Origin of the sequence: Streptomyces sp. NPDC049687, assembly GCF_044465285.1 — a bacterium.
In the GTDB taxonomy this organism is placed as follows: domain Bacteria; phylum Actinomycetota; class Actinomycetes; order Streptomycetales; family Streptomycetaceae; genus Streptomyces.
Window position 1 is genome coordinate 1,025,614 of the sequence record NZ_JBITLN010000001.1, and the last position, 15,855, is coordinate 1,041,468.

The following is a 15,855-nucleotide window of genomic DNA, read 5'->3' on the forward strand; positions in this document are numbered from 1 at the left end:
GGCGGGTGCGGACCTGTGGGGCGGGCGCCCGGCCACCGGGAGAACGGACGGTGGGTCAGGTGAGCGTGAGCGTCAGGACGCCGGCGTAGCTGCCCGGGGTCGTGAACGCCGGTACGTGGAGGGAGAGTCCGGCGTTCGCGGTGAACTCTCCGCCGGTGAGCGTGCCGTCCGGTGCGGACGCCAGGGTCGCCCCGGCGCTGCCCACGACTCCGGCCGACCCGGCCTGACAGGTGCTCGGGCTGCCCGCCTTGGTGGTGCACGCGGGCGTCCAGCTCAGCTTGCCGGCGTCGATCTTGGCGCCGGGTCCGCTGAAGTCGGTGACCTTGCCGGTCAGGGACCAGCCCGCGGGTCCGCCGCGGTAGTCCTTGACCGTCACCGCGTTGAGGTCCCCGGTCGAGGCGTCGCCGGAGCCGAAGTCCACCGCGGACATCGCCACGGCGTCCCCGGCCTGGGACATCGACAGGGTGCCCGCCTTCACGGTCGTCGTCAGCTTCTGACTGCCCTCGGGTACGGGCGTGTCGTCGATGACGATGTACGCGACGGGTCCGGCCCCGAGGTCCGAGCTCCAGCTGCCGCCCTCGTACGCCACCAACCCGCTCGTGGTGAGGTCGTTGACGACGAGCGAGCCGGAGATGCCGCCCGAGGAGTCCGCGGTGACGGTGGTCCTGTCCGCGGTCTCGTCGGATCCGGACCGGCCGGCCACGGTGACCGTCGCGCCCGGGGTGAAGCCGCTGCCGGTGAACGCGACCGGGTCACCCGGGCTGCCGGAGGCCGAACCCAGGCTGATGGAACGGGTGTTGGCCGGCGGGTTGGCGGCCGCGGTGACCGTCTCCGACACCGGGGCGGGCGGGTTGGTCACCGTGCAGACGGTGTCCAGTTCCAGGAGGTAGCTGGTGTGGATGTTGTAGTCGCCGGGCGAGAGGGTGATCGCGCCGGGCGAGGTGACCGTGAACGTGCCGGTCATCGAGAACGACGGGAAGGCGGCGTGGCCCGGCACCGGGTCGTTCTTGCGCGGGCCCGCGACGGTGACGTCGCCGGTCTGCGCGCCGCCCAGGGTGACCTTGCCCGTCGGCGTCATGATGTCGGCCGGCAGGTCGATCGCGGTGGGGTTGCTGGCGGCGGCCGCGACCACCGTGTAGGTCACGGTGACGGTGTCGCCGACCTTCGGGCTGGTGTTGTCCACCGTGATCTTCGCGGTGGTGGTGCCGTCGATCGGCGGGAGACCCGCGATCGCCGGCGGGATGCAGTGCGTCGCGAAGTCCACGTTGCTCGCGGCGCCGGCCGGAGCGGCCAGCGCCCCGCCGGCGGTGACCGCGAGCGCGGTCGCCCCGAGCAGCGAGGCCCAGCGCCGTCTTCGGGAACCTCGGGATTTTCGGGAAGTTCGGGGTGAACCCATGACTGCCCCCTCCTCCAGGGTGCGGGCGCAGCGGCTCTTCTGCGCCGACAGGGGGCATTGATGTGCGGATCGCGCGAGAAGTCAATGGACACGGCCAAATGAACTGATGGACCGTCAGCTTCCCTGTCCCGCAAAGAAACTGACGGCCCGTTGGCGCTGTTCCCAACCGCTATCAGTTGAACACGAACGGTCCGGGCGACTGCGGGGCGCTCGCCGTACAGGTGACGGTGATCCCGAAGACGACCATCTTCAGGGAGCCGCCGTAGAAGTCCAGCTTGTCACCGGAGGCCACGGTCCCGTTGAGCGGGCCGACGGTGATCGAGCTGCCGGCGGGCATGGCGGGGTTCACCGAGCCGCTGAAGACCCGGTTGGGTCCTGTGGAGTTCGCCATCGTGAGCGTGGAGGCGATGGAGTTCTGGTTGATGGTGAGTGGCGTGGTGATCGCGCTTGACTTGAGCGTGATGGTGGCCGAGGTCCCGCTCTGGGTGGCCGTGAGGGTGGCGGCTCCGCCGCCGAACAGACCGCAGTTGGCGGTGATGGTCGCCGTCGTCGGGGTGACGGCGGCGGCTGAGGGCGCGAGTGCCAGCCCGGTGACCGCGAGGGCCCCCGCCAGCAGTGCCGCACCTGATCCGATTCGCTTGCCTCTCATGGGAGTTCCGGCTCCTTCCCGGATGTGGGGAGACGGACGGCCACAACGGGACGGTGGGTGCGGTCACCAGGCCCGGTGGGGAGTGAATCTGACGGTCCGTCGGAAGATACGGTCCCATTGACGCGGGAGGGTGGGGGGACGGCAAGGTTGAAAACCGGCCTAGTTGGAGCCGGTGGCTTTTTGTCCGGACGAGATCCCTCAGCCCGCGGAAACGGTCAGTCGAACCGTCCCGTCCGGCGCGGCCAACAGCACCGGCGTCCCCGGTCCGCCGAGATCCCGTACGGCGGCCAGATCGTCCTCGGCGGCTCCCTCCGACGAGGTGACCACCGCCGCCGCCTCCAGCGACTTCGCCCCCGACGCCACCGCCATCGCCACCGCCGTGCGCAGCGCGCTCAGCTTCAGCGAGGGCAGGTCGACCGTCCCGGCGACATACGTACGTCCCGTCTCGTCCCGTACGGCGGCACCCTCGGGCACACCGTTGCGGGCCCGCGCGGAACGGGCCAGGGTGACGATCTTGCGGTCCTCGGGGTCGAGCGCGTTGCTGTCGGTCATGCCCCGAGCATACGAAGAACCGCCCGCTCGTCCCGCCATGGGTCCCCGCTCACCCCGCCACCGGGTACATCGCGCCCCGCCGCCCCTCCGGCGAGGCCAGCCACTCCAGCTTCGCCGCGGTGTGCGCCTCGTCCAACGGCGTGTGCAGCACGATCGTCAGATCCGGCCGGGCCGGCACCTTCATCGCCGTACTCTCCACACACAACAGCCCGACCAGCGGATGGTCGAGCTCCTTGCGGACCACCCCCGCGTCCTGGATGTCCCGCTCGTCCCACAGCCGGGCGAACTCCGGGCCGGCCGTCTCCCGCAGCTCCGCGAGCACCGCCTGGAACCCCTCGTCGTCGGGGCAGGCCGAGCAGGCGGCCCGGAACTGCGCGACGACCGTGCGGGCGTTCTGCTCCCAGCTCTTCGTACGGGACCGGTACAGCGGGTCGGTGAAGAAGTCGACGAGGCAGTTCTGGGTGGTGCCCGGCCGCATGCCGAGCACCCAGCCCGCGGCCTCGTTGTAGATCACGCAGTTGTAGTACCGGTCCATGATGTGCGCCGGGAACGGCATCCACGCGTCGATCAGCCGCCGCAGCCCCTCGCAGCCGTGGTCCGGCGCCGGTTCGGGCGCGGGCGGGTTCAGCCCGGCGAGGACATAGAGGTGGCGCCGCTCGGCGTTGCTGAGCCGTAGCACCCGGGCGACGGAGTCCAGGACCTGCGGGGAGACGGAGATGTCCCGCCCCTGCTCCAGCCACTGGTACCAGGAGGCGCCCACACCGGCGAGCACGGCGACCTCCTCGCGCCGCAGCCCCGGTGTGCGCCGCCGCGCCCCGCCGTCCGGCAGCCCTGCCTCGGCCGGACTCACCCGGGCCCGCCTGCTCATCAGGAACTCGCGCAGTTCGCTCAGCCGACGGCTCTTCAGCGCGTCCCTCGTTCCGCCTTCCGGCACGTGCCGCTCCCCCTGGCCGTATCTGGTGGTGTCACCACCACCATAAGTTCCGACTCCCCACGGGTATTCCGACGGCCGGAAGCTCCTGCCATGGCGATCGACACCACCACCCGGACCACCGCCTCCCCGGCACGAGAGACGCCCGACACGCCCCGGCTGTCGACGCGCGACCGACTCGTCCTCTTCGTCCTGTGCGCGGCCCAGTTCATGGTCGCGCTCGACTTCTCCGTCCTGAACGTGGCCCTGCCCGTCCTCGGCGCCGACCTCGGCATGAGCCAGTCCGCCCTCCAGTGGGCGGTCACCGCCTTCGCGCTCCCCTCCGGCGGCTTCCTGCTCCTCTTCGGCCGCGTCGGCGACCTCTACGGACGCCGCAAGCTGTTCCTGACCGGTCTGGCCCTGTTCGCGGCGGCCTCGCTCCTGGCCACCTTCGCCTGGGACCCGGCCTCCTTCCTCGCCGGACGGGCCCTGCAGGGCCTGAGCGCGGCGGCGATCGTACCGGCCGGCATGTCCCTGCTGACCACGACCTTCCCGGAGGGCCGGGCCCGCGACCGCGCCCTGGGCATCTCGGGCACCCTGCTCTCCCTGGGCTTCACGGTCGGCATGGTGGCCGGCGGCGTCCTCACCGACACCCTCGGCTGGCGCTCCACGATGGGCCTGCTCACCGTCTTCGCCGTGATCGTGCTGCCCCTGGCCCCCGCCCTGCTGCCCGAGTCCCGTACCCCCGAGCGCCCGCGTCTGGACGTCCCCGGCGCGGTGACGGTCACCGGCGGTCTGCTCTCCCTGATCTACGCCCTGTCGACGGCCGCCGACCACGGCTTCCACCGCACGGACGTGATCGCGACCCTGGTCGCGGGCGTGCTGCTGCTGACCGCCTTCGTCGCGGTGGAGTCCCGCACCCGGGCACCCCTGGTCTCGCTCGCCATGCTCCGCCGCCGCACGGTGGCCTGGGGCAACCTGGGCGGTCTGATCACTTTCTCGATGATGTCGACGGTCGTCTTCGTCCTGACCCTCTACCTCCAGGAGACGCTGCGCCTGTCGGCCTTCGAGACGGGCCTGGTCTTCGGCGTCCAGGGCGTGCTGTCGGCGGTCGCGGGCACCTTCGCCCCGAAAGTCATCGGCCGCTACGGCGCCCGCCGCACCCTCGTCGGCTCCCTCGCCGGCCAGGGAGCCCTGGTCGCCGCCCTGCTGGGCCTGAACGCCCACACCTGGTCCGTCTGGCTCGCCACGGCCGCCGTCTCGCTGGCCAGCATGTGCCACCTGGGCGCGATCGTCTCCTACGGCCTGACGGTCACCTCCGGCGTCCCCGACGCCGAACAGGGGCTGGCCACCGGCCTGGTCACCTCGACCCAGCAGATCGGCCTCACCGTGGGCATCCCGCTCCTCGGCGTCCTGGCCACGACCTCGGACGACCTGCTGTCCGGCGTGCACACGGTGCTGGCCCTGGACTCGGGGATCGTGCTGGCGGCGGCGGTGCTGGTGGGACTGGGGCTGCGGGATCGCCGTACCGCCTGAGGACCTATCCCTCGGTCCCGAGGTCGCCTTCGAGGACCGTCCGCGTGATCGGCGGGCGGTCCCAGAGGGCGAGGAGTTCGTTGGCGAGGGCCACGACCGGGAGGGGGTGCCGGTCGTGGCGTGCCTCGATGCCGGCCGCCGACAGGCTGCGCGGAACGGCCCCGGCGTCGAGGAGGACCCGCCAGTCCTCGGGCGCGAGTTCGAGGTACTCCAGGCCGGTCAGCGCGGCGATCTCCAGCGGGTCGGCGAGGGTGCCGCGGCAGGCCTGAAGGGTGCGCAGCCGGGGCAGCCCGACGACGGGGGCGAGGCTGAACGGCTCCCCCTCCCACACGCCGAGGGACAGGGCCTCCAGCCCGGGGTGGGCGGCGGCCTCGACGCTCTGCAGACTCGCGCGGTTGACCCAGGCCACCGCGGGCGAGTGCGCCCCCCGACCTCGGCCGCGCCCCTTCTCGCGCCCCCTCAGCACCAGATCGGTGAGGGAGTCCGCGACCAGGCCCGCGCCGATGTTCTCCTCGTGGCTGAGGATGATGATCTGCCCCACGTGCCCGCGCGGGCCCGGCGTCAGGTCGACCGCGATCCGGTCGCCGCCGCCGTTGTCGCCGAAGGCGATCCAGCCGGGCGAGCCGACCAGCCCCTGCACCGCCGCGTCGGGCGGGGTGACGACCGCCTCCTTCGCCCCGAACCGCCAGGGGCACGGGCGGGACGCCACATCGGCGAGGTACACCTCGTCCAGGGGGAAGAGCTCCAGACCGACCGCCGTGCGGGCACGCTCGGCGGCCTCGTGGTCGTCGCCCCAGTCCTCCCACCGCGCCCGCGTCACCCGGTACAGCGCCTTGAGCTCGTCGGGCAGCACGACACCGAGACGGGCCTCGGCGGCGGCGATCTCCTCCTCGGTCGCGCCGATGGCGTCGGGGACGCGCTCGCGCAGCGTCCGCTCCAGGACGGCCGGATCCGCCGTCGGCGCCGGTGCCGCGCCGGGCATCGGCTCGGGCAGGCGGCGCCAGGGCTCGGGGACGGCGTCCTCCACCAGGACGAGCGCACCCGGGTGCGGACCGCCGATGCCGGGCTCGACGGCGGGGTTGGGGTCGAAGAGGTGGAGCGTGGCGGCCCCGGCCGGCGCGATCTCCACCATGAACGGGACGCCGTCGGCGCCACTGTCCGCGAGCGCGCGCTGCACCCGGCTCACCGCGTCGAACTCGGCCCGCATGTCCTCGGCCCGGAGGGCCCGTCCGGGCTGCGGGGGCATCCGTCGCACGGGCACGCTCCACGCGCGCCGGCCGATCCGCCCCACGACATGGCCGCCCGGCACGGCGAAGGTCTCCGCGTTGCCCGCCCGCACGAGCCTCAGCAGCGGCTCCCAGGTCGCGAAGTCGTGGAGCGAGGACACGGTGGCCTCCGAGGTCGGTCCGGCGCTCGCCGGCGAAAGGTGATCATCATGGACAGCGCGAGCGGCCGGTGATCCGTCACTCCGGCCGCTCCCGGCCAGGCCGTCTCAGGGCCGGTCGAGCCGCAGCCGCTCCGCACGCGGCAGACCGGCCACCACCAGGTCGTACGAGTCCTCGATCAGTTCCCGGACCAGCCGGTCGGGGAGCTCGCCGTCGACCGTCACCGTGTTCCAGTGCCGCTTGTTCATGTGGTAACCGGGGGCGATCAGATCCGGGTGGTCGGCGCGCAGCCGGACCGCGTCCTCGGGGTCGCACTTGAGGTTCACCGTCAGGGGCTTCGCGTCCAGGGTCGTCAGGGCGAACATCTTGCCCAGGACCTTGAAGACCGAGATCTCCGGACGGAACGGGAAGTCCTCCGTCGCCGCGTTGAAGGACAGACAGAAGTGGCGCAGCTCCTGAGGGGTCACTCGGGCTTCTCCTCCTCCGTCGGGTCCGCCGGTTCCGCCACCGGCTCCACCAGCACCGTCACGATCTTGTTCCGGCGACCGGCCGCGGCCTCGGCGGTCAGCCGCAGTGCCCGGCCGTCGGGAAGGTCGACGACGGACGACGCCCCGGCGATGGGGACCCGCCCCAGGGCCTTGGCCAGCAGCCCGCCGACGGTCTCCACGTCCTCGTCGTCGTACTCCTCCAGGCCGTACAGCTCGCCGAGGTCGGTGATGTCGAGGCGGGCGGTGACCCGGTGGCGGTCGTCGCCCAGCTCCTCCACCGGCGGGAGCTCACGGTCGTACTCGTCGGTGATCTCACCGACGATCTCCTCGAGGATGTCCTCGATGGTGACGATGCCGGCCGTGCCGCCGTACTCGTCGATGACGACGGCGACGTGGTTGCGCTCCTGCTGCATCTCGCGCAGCAGATCACCGGCGTTCTTGGTGTCGGGGACGAAGGCGGCGGGCCGCATGGCCGTCGACACCAGGTCGGACTCGGCGTCGCGGCTGATGTGCGTCTTGCGGACCAGGTCCTTCAGGTACACGATCCCGACGATGTCGTCCTCGCTCTCCCCGGTCACGGGTATCCGCGAGAAGCCGGAGCGCAGGGCGAGGGTGAGGGCCTGGCGGATCGTCTTGTACCGCTCGATCACCACCAGGTCGGTCCTCGGGACCATGACCTCCCGCACCAGGGTGTCGCCCAGCTCGAAGACCGAGTGCACCATACGGCGCTCCTCGTCCTCGATCAGCGATTCCTTCTCGGCGAGGTCGACCAGGGCCCGCAGCTCCGCCTCGGAGGCGAAGGGGCCGCGGCGGAAGCCCTTGCCCGGCGTCAGCGCGTTGCCGATGAGGATGAGCAGATACGGGATCGGGCCCATGATCCGCGCCAGCGGCAGCAGGATGTACGCCGCCGCCGTCGCGGTGTTCAGCGGGTGCTGGCGGCCGATGGTGCGCGGGGAGACCCCTACGGCGACGTACGAGACCAGGACCATCACGCCGATCGCGGCCAGCAGGGCCGGGGCCGTGCCGTCGATCTCCTGCAGGCAGGCGTAGGTGACCAGCGCGGCGGCCGCCATCTCGCACGCCACGCGGACCAGCAGGGCGACATTCAGATACCGGGTCGGGTCGGCGGCGATCTGCGCGAGTTTGGCGCTGCCGCGCCTGCCGGACCGTACGGCCTCCTCGGCGCGGAAGCTGGAGACGCGCGCGAGGCCCGCCTCCGCGCAGGCGGCGAGCCACGCGACGACGACCAGGGCGATCGCGCCGGTGACGAGAGTCGGGCTCATGACACGGTTGGGGCCGGAGACGGGCCGGTCAGGCCCTTCTCCGCACGCCAGCCGTCCACGATGGCCGCCTGCAGGCCGAACATCTCGGCCTTCTCGTCGGGCTCCTCGTGGTCGTAGCCGAGCAGGTGCAGCACGCCGTGGACGGTGAGGAGCTGCAGTTCCTCGTCCATGGAGTGCTGCGTCGGGGCGTCCGCGCCCTGCTTGGCGGCGACCTCCGGGCAGAGCACGATGTCGCCCAGCAGCCCCTGCGGGGGCTCGTCGTCGTCCTTCGAGGGCGGCCGCAGCTCATCCATGGGGAAGGACATGACATCGGTCGGCCCGGGCAGGTCCATCCACTGGATGTGCAGCTGCTCCATGGCGTCGGCGTCCACGACGATCACCGAGAGCTCGGAGAGGGGGTGGATGCGCATCCGTGCGAGCGCGTAGCGGGCGATGTCGAGGATCGCCTGCTCGTCGACCTCGGTTCCGGACTCGTTGTTGACGTCGATCGACATGGTGCTGCTCTGTCTACTTCCCCTTGTGCCCGGACTGCCTGCCCCGGCCGCCCTTGTGGGTGCCGTTCTCGGTGCCGTGCTTGTTGTCGTACTCCTCGTACGCGTCGACGATACGGCCGACCAGCTTGTGACGTACGACGTCCTGGGACGACAGGCGGGAGAAGTGGACGTCGTCGAGGCCCTCCAGGATGTCCTGGACCTGACGCAGACCCGACTTCGTGCCGTTCGGCAGGTCGACCTGGGTCACGTCACCCGTGATCACGATCTTCGAGTCGAAGCCGAGGCGGGTGAGGAACATCTTCATCTGCTCGGGGCTGGTGTTCTGGGCCTCGTCCAGAATGATGAAGGCGTCGTTGAGCGTACGCCCCCTCATGTACGCCAGGGGCGCGACCTCGATCGTGCCCGCGGCCATGAGCCTCGGGATCGAGTCGGGGTCGAGCATGTCGTGCAGGGCGTCGTAGAGCGGACGCAGGTAGGGGTCGATCTTCTCGTAGAGGGTGCCGGGAAGGAAGCCGAGGCGCTCGCCGGCCTCGACCGCCGGGCGGGTGAGGATGATGCGGTTGACCTGCTTGGACTGGAGGGCCTGAACGGCCTTCGCCATGGCGAGGTAGGTCTTGCCGGTGCCCGCGGGGCCGATGCCGAAGACGATCGTGTGCTTGTCGATCGCGTCGACGTACCGCTTCTGGTTGAGGGTCTTCGGTCTGATGGTGCGGCCGCGCGAGGACAGGATGTTCTGCGTCAGTACCTCGGCCGGGGTCTCCTGGCCGTCACTCGTCCCGTTCTCACTCGCCCGCAGCATGGCGATCGAGCGTTCCACTGCGTCCTCCGTCATCGGCTGCCCGGTGCGGAGCACCAGCATCATCTCGTCGAACAGGCGCTGGATGAGGGCGACTTCCCGTGCGTCGCCGACCGCGCTGATCTCATTGCCCCGGACGTGGATGTCGGCCGCCGGGAAGGCCGTCTCGATCACGCGCAGGAGGGAGTCGCCGGACCCCAGCACGGTCACCATGGGGTGCTGGGCGGGGACAGTGAACTGTGCTCTCGCCTCCCCCTGCGCGGGGGTCTGAGCTGTGGGTGTCTCAGTCATAGGCCGGCCCGAAGGCCTCTACGTCCTCCCGGATGCGTCTCGCCTGCCACAAGGGCGGCCTGGCGATTTCAAGAGTACGCCAGGGCACTGACAACGCCGTAGGACTTTTCCTCATACCGGCACGGTCACGCCGAGCGGCCGAAACCGATCGTCGGGACCGCGCGGCGCAGCGGCCAGGGCGTGGTCTCCTCGGGTGGGAGCAGGGCCTGAAGGAACGCGTACCGGCGCAGTGCCTCCGGGTCCTGGCCGTCGACCGACTGCACCCTGCGCCACCAGGCCGCGATCTCGCACCAGCCGGGGGCGGAGAGGGAACCGCCGAACTCCTGGACCGACAGCGCCGCCGTGAGGCCGGCGAAGGCGAGGCGGTCGGCGAGCGGCCAGCCGGCGAGGGTGCCGGTGACGAAGCCGGCCACGAAGACGTCACCGGCGCCGGTCGGGTCGAGTGCCTCGACCGCGATCGCCGGCACCTCGGCGCTCTCGCCGGTCCGCCGGTCCACCGCGTACGCGCCCTCCGCCCCGAGGGTCACGACCGCGAGCGGTACGTGCTCGGTGAGGGCCTGGGCCGCGGCGCGGGGGCAGTCGGCGCGGGTGTAGCGCATGGCCTCCTCCGCGTTCGGCAGGAAAGCCTCGCAGTGCTCCAGGTCGGCGAGGCCGGCCAGGTCCCAGGCGCCGGTGTCGTCCCAGCCGACGTCGGCGAAGATACGGGTGCCACGGCTCGCGGCCTGGGCGATCCAGGGGGCGCGCCGGCCGGGGGTGAGGGAGGCGACGGCGGCGCGGGCGTACGGCGCGTGTTGGGGGGCCGGTTCCTCCGGTGGCGGTTCGTGGCCGTGGGAGACCATGGTCCGCTCGCCCTCGTAGGCCATGGAGACGGTGACGGGCGAGTGCCAGCCGGGGACCGTGCGGGAGGCGGCCAGATCGATGCCCTCGCCCTGCTCCAGGGCGTCCCAGCAGTACTCGCCGTAGTGGTCGTCGCCGAAGGCCGCGGCCAGGGAGGTCCTCAGGCCCAGGCGGGCCAGGGCGGTGGCCATGTTGGCGACACCGCCGGGGCTGGACCCCATGCCGCGCGCCCAGGACTCGGTGCCGCGCACCGGGGCGGAGTCGAGCCCGGTGAAGATGATGTCGAGGAAGACGGTGCCGGTGAGATAGACGTCCCAGGGCGGGTCGCCGGGGGCCCGCCGAGCGCCCAAGGGGTCGACCAGGGCGGCCTGGCCGGTCCGACGGTGGTGTCCCTCTCCGGTGGACGGGGTGGACGGGGTCACGGTGCGCTCCCTGACGTGGTGCTGATCTGGCCAGTGTGCACCACGCCACGGACACCCCGCCGCTCGTCACTTCGGAAACAGGAGCGCGCGGCGGGGCCCGCGCCGGTCCTGACCGGCGCGGGCCCCCCGAAGAACTCTGCCGCGGGCACCGGGCCCGGCCGGCAGGACCCCTGACTACCAGCGGGGGACGGCCGGGGTGACCCAGTCGGGGTCGGTGACGCGCATCGCGGCCGCGTCGTCGCGGTCCTTCAGCGCACCGTCGTCGTCGAGCCAGCGGCGGTGCAGGAACGCCAGCTTGTCGCGGTCGAGCTCGACGCCGAGACCCGGCGCGTCCGGGACGGCGACCTTGCCGTCGTCGAAGGTGAGGCGTTCGGTGAGGACGTCCTCCGACTGCCAGGGGTAGTGCGAGTCGCAGGCGTGGTGGAGGTCGGGGACGGTCGAGGCGACGTGGGTCATCGCGGCCAGTGAGACGCCCAGGTGGGTGTTGGAGTGCATGGACACCGCGACGCCGAAGGTCCGGCAGATGGCGGCGAGTTGCTGGGTGTTGCGCAGTCCGCCCCAGTAGTGGTGATCGGAGAGGACGACCTGTACGGCCCCGCGCGTGAACGCCTCCTTGATCTCGGCGAACGTCGTCACGCACATGTTGGTGGCGAGCGGCACGTCGGTGCCGGCGGCCACCTCGGCCATGGCCGGGGTGCCGAGCGCGGGGTCCTCCAGGTATTCGAGGACGTCCCCGAGTTCCTTCGCCACGTTCAGCGAAGTCTCCACACTCCAGGCCCCGTTGGGGTCCAGGCGCAGGGGGTGCCCGGGAAAGGCCTGCGCGAGCGCCCGTACGGCGGCGATCTCCTCCTCCGGCGGGAAGACACCGCCCTTGAGCTTGAAGGAGGTGAAGCCGTACCGCTCCTTGAAGCGCCGCGCCTGCTCGACGATCCCGGCCGGGTCGACGGCGGCGCCCCAGTCGTCCCTCTCGCCGGCCACGCCCTCGGGGTGGCCGGCCCACCTGTAGAAGAGGTAGGCGCTGTACTCGACCGCGTCGCGTACCTTGCCGCCGAGCAGCGCGTGCACGGGCAGCCCGAGCGTCTTGCCGAGGGCGTCGAGGCAGGCGACCTCGAAGGCGGAGACGACGGACAGCCGCAGCTTGTCGGCGGTCTGGACGCCGCGCAGCCCGCCGACGTCGACCTGGCCGGAGACCCGGGAGCTGTCGACGGCCACCTCGTCGGCGACGAGGAACAGCCCGTTGAGGTCGCTGACGTGACGGCCGATCAGCTTCCGCGCGAAGGGCCGTGCCAGCTCCAGGTACTTGGTGTCGCCGTACGTCTCGCCGACGCCCGTGGTCCCGTCGGCGGTCTCCACCTCCACGATCAGCCGGGGGGTGTACGGCTGGTGCACGCCCTGGGTGTTGAGCAGGGGCGGGTCGGCGACCAGGATCGGCGTCAGCCGTACGTCCGTGACGGCGAGGTTCACAGGGTGGCTCCAACGAGGTCGAGTCCGGTGGCGAGCAGGGTGGTGAGGTCGGCCAGGTCCGCGGCCCCCGGGTCGGTGAGCGGGGCGCGGACGCCTCCCACCGGGCGGCCCCGCAGCCGGGCCGCCGCCTTCACCAGGGACACGGCGTATCCGGGCACCCGGTCGCGGAGTTCGACGAGCGGGACGTAGAAGTCGCGCAGCAGCTTGTCGACCGTGCCGCCGTCGCCGTCCCGCAGCGCGGTGAAGAAGGCGTTCGCGATCTCGGGGGCGAAGGCGTGGACGGCGGAGGAGTAGGCGGGGACGCCGACGGCGGCGTAGGCGCGGGCCTGGATCTCGGCGGTGGCGGCGCCGTTGAAGAAGAGGAAGCCCTCCGGGGCGGCGAGGGTGAGGCGCTGGAGGCGGTCGAGGTCGCTGTGGCCGTCCTTGAGGCCGATGACGGTCGGGATGCGCGCGATGCGCTTCAACGACTCGGCGGTGAAGGCGACTTGGCCGCGCTGGTAGGCGATGAGCGGGAGCCGGGTGCGGGCGGCGATCTGCTCCAGCTGGGCGACGAGGCCGTCCTGCGGGGCGGCGACGAGGTAGTGCGGGAGGACGAGGAGGGCGTCGGCGCCGGCCTCCTCGGCGATGCGGGCGAACCGGACGGCCTGGGCCCAGCCGTAACCGATGCCGGCGACCACGGGCACCTTCCCCCACGCGGGAACACCCTCGCGTGGAGGGACCCCCTTGGCCGCCTCCGTCACGGCGATCGAGACGACCTGCCGGTATTCGTCCTCGTCCAGGGAGAAGAACTCGCCGGTGCCGCAGGCCGGGAAGACGGCGCCGGGTGCGGTGGCGAGCTGGGCGGCGATGTGGGCGCGGAAGCCCTCGGGGTCGAGTGAGCCGTCCTCGCGGAAGCTCGTGAGCGGGAACGACAGCACTCCTCTTGCCATGCCCTCCCGCAGTCTCCGGGCCGTGTCCGTCTCGAGGCTCAACCGGCATCTCCCTATGTAGACGGTATCCATGTATGAAGATGGAGGTTAGATATGCGAACGGCGCCCGTCAATGACCCGCACCCCGCCGATTACGATCGCCGCATGCCGGAGACAGGGAGCGGAGTCCGCGAGGTGAAGTCGGCCGCCCGCACGGTCGAGCTGCTGGAACTGCTCGCCGCGCGCGCCGACCGCCCGGCGCGACTGCAGGAGCTGGCCGACGAGCTGGGCGTGCCGCGCAGTTCGATGTACGCGCTGCTGCAGACCCTGATCGGCAGAGGCTGGGTGCGCACCGACGTCACCGGCTCCCTGTACGGCATCGGCATCCACGCCCTGCTGACCGGCACCAGCTACCTCGACTCCGACCCGCGTGTCCGTCTCGTCCGCCCCCATCTCGACGAGGCGTCCGAGGCACTGGGCGAGACCATCCACCTGGGGCGGCTGGACGGGCGGGGCGTGGCCTATCTGGCGACGCGCGAGTCGCACGAATACCTGCGCACGATCAGCCGGGTGGGCCGCCGGCTCCCCGCGCACGTCGGCGCCCTCGGCAAGGCCCTGCTGGCCGAACGCCCGGACGACGAGCTGCCCGAGGGGCCCTACGAGGCACTGACCCCGAAGTCGCACACGAGCCGCGAGTCGCTGCTCGCCGACCTGGCCGGGGTCCGGGCGCGCGGCTACTCCGTCGACCGCGAGGAGGGCGTGACGGGCATCGTCGGCTTCGGTTTCGCCCTGCGCTACGACCGTCCCGCACAGGACGCCATCAGCTGCTCGGTGCCGGTGGCCCGGCTGACGGCGGAGCACGAGGAGCGGATCGTCGCGGTGATGTGCGAGATCCGGGCGCGGATCGAGACGACGGCGTCGGCGCCGGGGGCGGGAAACGGGCCGGGCGGGGCCGTGAACTGGCGTTGAAACGCGTGCGTTTACCCGTTCACCCCCACCCCAAACACAAAGTGATCCACATCACCCACCCCGCGCTTCTGCCCCCTTCCCCGGCTTGATACAAATTGGCCGCGCGTTCCTGTCCGTCGACGGCCTGCGCCACTCCCCCTGAGCCGCTTCTTTTCGCATGCCCTGGAACGCCCGTGTTCGCCCGCCGCACCCCCACGCCCTGGCCCCTCGTCGCCCTCTTCACGGCCGGGTATCTCGCCCCGTATCTGCTGCCGACCGTCGTCGGCCGACTGGATTCCGGACTTCCGCTGACCGCCACCGAGGCGGGTGCCGTCGGCAGCGGGCTGCTGCTGAGTTCGGCGGCGGCGGGGTTCCTGCTGGCCTCGCGGGTGGAGCGGATCGGCGCCCGGACACTGGCCCGCGTCGGGCTCGCGCTGGCCGTGCTCGGTTACGGCGGGGCCGCCCTCGCCGGTGACGTACCGAGCGTGGTCGCGGGCGCGGTGCTCGGCGGCTTCGGCTCCGGTACGGCCACGGCGGTCGCCGCGACCCGGATCGCCGCCCAGCCCGACCCGCACCGCGCCTCCACGCTGGGCCTGCTCGCCGTCTCCGCGCTCGCCGGTGTCGTGTATCTGACGGTGCCGCATCTGGGGGCGGGACACGGTCAGCCGCTGGCCGCCATAGCGCTCACGGCGGCCGCCGTATGGCCCCTGACCGGTCGGCTGCCCGGCCGGACGGCACCCGTGGCACCGGTCCGGCGCGCGGAACGCGCCCGTCTCCCCGAGCCGCGCTCCGGGCTCGTCCTCGCCGCCGCCATGCCCTGCTGGTCGCTGGTGCAGAACTCGCTCTGGGGAGTGAGCGGCCGGATCGGGCTGACGCAGGCCCACCTCAGCGAGGCGGCCGTCGGTGCCGTCTTCGCGGTGGCGCTGGGCGCCGGGCTCATGGGCGTGCTCGGCGCGGGCGCCCTGGGACCGCGCCTCGGGCGGGCGGTGCCCATCGGCGCCGGGACCGTCCTCATCGCGGGCTGTGTCGTCGTGAGTGCCTCCGCGACCGGGCCGGTGAGCTTCGCGGCCGGGGAGATCGCCTGGAACGTGCTCTACCCGGTCGTCCTGTCGTACCTCATCTCTCTGGCCGCCTCGCTGGACCCGCGCGGCCGCTGGGCGGTGCTCGTCGGATCGGCGGGCTCGCTGGGCACGGCGGCCGGACCGCTGACCGGGAGCGTGCTGTCGGCGCAGGCCGGGTTCCCGGTGATGGGGCTGGTGCTCGGGGCGGGGCTGCTCGTCATCGCCGTACCGATGACCGCCGTCGCCCTGCACACGGGCGGGCGGCCGCTGTTCGCGAACGCGGTACGGCGGCGGGGCGGGGCCGTCGCGGAGCAGCCGGTCGTGGAGATCCCGTTGGACGCTCCGGCCGTGTCCGCACCCTCCGACTACGACACGGCCGGACCCCGGCAGGCGGGTGCCGCACCGGGGTCCGGGAACTGACCTACTGGGCCCTCG

At 72.2% G+C, this 15,855-nt stretch carries 15 protein-coding genes; 3 read left to right on the forward strand and 12 right to left on the reverse strand.

Going from position 1 to position 15,855, the window contains the following annotated elements:
* Positions 1-55: 55 nt before the first annotated feature.
* From ACIBVL_RS04665 to ACIBVL_RS04680, 4 genes are all read right to left on the reverse strand, one after another.
* The gene (locus ACIBVL_RS04665; RefSeq protein ID WP_399091640.1) at positions 56-1,396 is read right to left on the reverse strand and encodes a beta-xylosidase; all 1,341 of its coding nucleotides are present in this window, start codon (positions 1,394-1,396) and stop codon (positions 56-58) included.
* 172 nt (positions 1,397-1,568) lie between these two features.
* Positions 1,569-2,045: a hypothetical protein gene (locus ACIBVL_RS04670; protein ID WP_399091643.1), complete on the reverse strand. Its 477-nt coding sequence runs from the start codon at positions 2,043-2,045 to the stop codon at positions 1,569-1,571.
* A 198-nt stretch (positions 2,046-2,243) separates the two neighbouring features.
* Positions 2,244-2,597: a cytidine deaminase gene (locus ACIBVL_RS04675; RefSeq protein ID WP_399091646.1), complete on the reverse strand. Its 354-nt coding sequence runs from the start codon at positions 2,595-2,597 to the stop codon at positions 2,244-2,246.
* Between the two features lie 49 nt (positions 2,598-2,646).
* Positions 2,647-3,465, reverse strand: coding sequence for a helix-turn-helix transcriptional regulator (locus ACIBVL_RS04680; protein ID WP_399092067.1), 819 nt, complete (start codon positions 3,463-3,465; stop codon positions 2,647-2,649).
* A 156-nt stretch (positions 3,466-3,621) separates the two neighbouring features.
* Here ACIBVL_RS04680 and ACIBVL_RS04685 point away from each other — a divergent pair, with 156 nt between their 5' ends.
* The gene (locus tag ACIBVL_RS04685) at positions 3,622-5,043 is read left to right on the forward strand and encodes an MFS transporter (RefSeq protein ID WP_399091649.1); all 1,422 of its coding nucleotides are present in this window, start codon (positions 3,622-3,624) and stop codon (positions 5,041-5,043) included.
* Positions 5,044-5,047: 4 nt separating this feature from the next.
* Here ACIBVL_RS04685 and ACIBVL_RS04690 read toward each other — a convergent pair whose 3' ends face one another.
* From ACIBVL_RS04690 to ACIBVL_RS04725, 8 genes are all read right to left on the reverse strand, one after another.
* Positions 5,048-6,430, reverse strand: coding sequence for an SMI1/KNR4 family protein (locus tag ACIBVL_RS04690; protein WP_399091652.1), 1,383 nt, complete (start codon positions 6,428-6,430; stop codon positions 5,048-5,050).
* Positions 6,431-6,535: 105 nt separating this feature from the next.
* A complete protein-coding gene (locus tag ACIBVL_RS04695; protein ID WP_399091655.1) occupies positions 6,536-6,895 on the reverse strand; it encodes an MmcQ/YjbR family DNA-binding protein in 360 nt (119 codons plus the stop codon).
* The gene (locus ACIBVL_RS04700; protein ID WP_399091658.1) at positions 6,892-8,199 is read right to left on the reverse strand and encodes a hemolysin family protein; all 1,308 of its coding nucleotides are present in this window, start codon (positions 8,197-8,199) and stop codon (positions 6,892-6,894) included. The genes ACIBVL_RS04695 and ACIBVL_RS04700 overlap by 4 nt, the downstream gene beginning before the upstream one ends.
* Entirely contained in the window at positions 8,196-8,693 is a 498-nt protein-coding gene (gene ybeY, locus ACIBVL_RS04705) for an rRNA maturation RNase YbeY (RefSeq protein WP_399091661.1), read from the reverse strand. The genes ACIBVL_RS04700 and ybeY overlap by 4 nt, the downstream gene beginning before the upstream one ends.
* A 13-nt stretch (positions 8,694-8,706) precedes the next feature.
* Positions 8,707-9,780 carry a PhoH family protein gene (locus tag ACIBVL_RS04710; protein ID WP_399091664.1) on the reverse strand — a complete coding sequence of 358 codons (1,074 nt, stop codon included), beginning with the start codon at positions 9,778-9,780 and terminating at the stop codon, positions 8,707-8,709.
* A gap of 125 nt (positions 9,781-9,905) precedes the next feature.
* Complete coding sequence (locus tag ACIBVL_RS04715; RefSeq protein ID WP_399091667.1) at positions 9,906-11,039, reverse strand: carbohydrate kinase family protein; 1,134 nt, start codon at positions 11,037-11,039, stop codon at positions 9,906-9,908.
* Positions 11,040-11,213: 174 nt separating this feature from the next.
* Complete coding sequence (locus tag ACIBVL_RS04720) at positions 11,214-12,503, reverse strand: glucarate dehydratase family protein (protein ID WP_399091670.1); 1,290 nt, start codon at positions 12,501-12,503, stop codon at positions 11,214-11,216.
* Complete coding sequence (locus ACIBVL_RS04725) at positions 12,500-13,474, reverse strand: 5-dehydro-4-deoxyglucarate dehydratase (protein ID WP_399091672.1); 975 nt, start codon at positions 13,472-13,474, stop codon at positions 12,500-12,502. Before ACIBVL_RS04725 ends, ACIBVL_RS04720 begins: the two co-directional genes overlap by 4 nt.
* Before the next feature lie 102 nt (positions 13,475-13,576).
* Between ACIBVL_RS04725 and ACIBVL_RS04730 the strand changes: the two genes are divergently transcribed.
* Together ACIBVL_RS04730 and ACIBVL_RS04735 are read left to right on the forward strand one after the other, a co-directional pair.
* Entirely contained in the window at positions 13,577-14,380 is an 804-nt protein-coding gene (locus ACIBVL_RS04730) for an IclR family transcriptional regulator (protein WP_399091675.1), read from the forward strand.
* Positions 14,381-14,553: 173 nt separating this feature from the next.
* Positions 14,554-15,840, forward strand: a complete 1,287-nt coding sequence (locus tag ACIBVL_RS04735; RefSeq protein ID WP_399091678.1) for an MFS transporter — start codon at positions 14,554-14,556, stop codon at positions 15,838-15,840.
* Positions 15,841-15,855: the final 15 nt, after the last annotated feature.

Bases quoted from the DNA above. Each gene is read 5' to 3' on its own strand.
- ACIBVL_RS04665 (WP_399091640.1), bottom strand. From the start codon at position 1,396: ATGGGTTCACCCCGAACTTCCCGAAAATCCCGAGGTTCCCGAAGACGG.
- ACIBVL_RS04670 (WP_399091643.1), bottom strand. From the start codon at position 2,045: ATGAGAGGCAAGCGAATCGGATCAGGTGCGGCACTGCTGGCGGGGGCC.
- ACIBVL_RS04675 (WP_399091646.1), bottom strand. From the start codon at position 2,597: ATGACCGACAGCAACGCGCTCGACCCCGAGGACCGCAAGATCGTCACC.
- ACIBVL_RS04680 (WP_399092067.1), bottom strand. From the start codon at position 3,465: ATGAGCAGGCGGGCCCGGGTGAGTCCGGCCGAGGCAGGGCTGCCGGAC.
- ACIBVL_RS04685 (WP_399091649.1), top strand. From the start codon at position 3,622: ATGGCGATCGACACCACCACCCGGACCACCGCCTCCCCGGCACGAGAG.
- ACIBVL_RS04700 (WP_399091658.1), bottom strand. From the start codon at position 8,199: ATGAGCCCGACTCTCGTCACCGGCGCGATCGCCCTGGTCGTCGTCGCG.
- ybeY (WP_399091661.1), bottom strand. From the start codon at position 8,693: ATGTCGATCGACGTCAACAACGAGTCCGGAACCGAGGTCGACGAGCAG.
- ACIBVL_RS04710 (WP_399091664.1), bottom strand. From the start codon at position 9,780: ATGACTGAGACACCCACAGCTCAGACCCCCGCGCAGGGGGAGGCGAGA.
- ACIBVL_RS04730 (WP_399091675.1), top strand. From the start codon at position 13,577: ATGCCGGAGACAGGGAGCGGAGTCCGCGAGGTGAAGTCGGCCGCCCGC.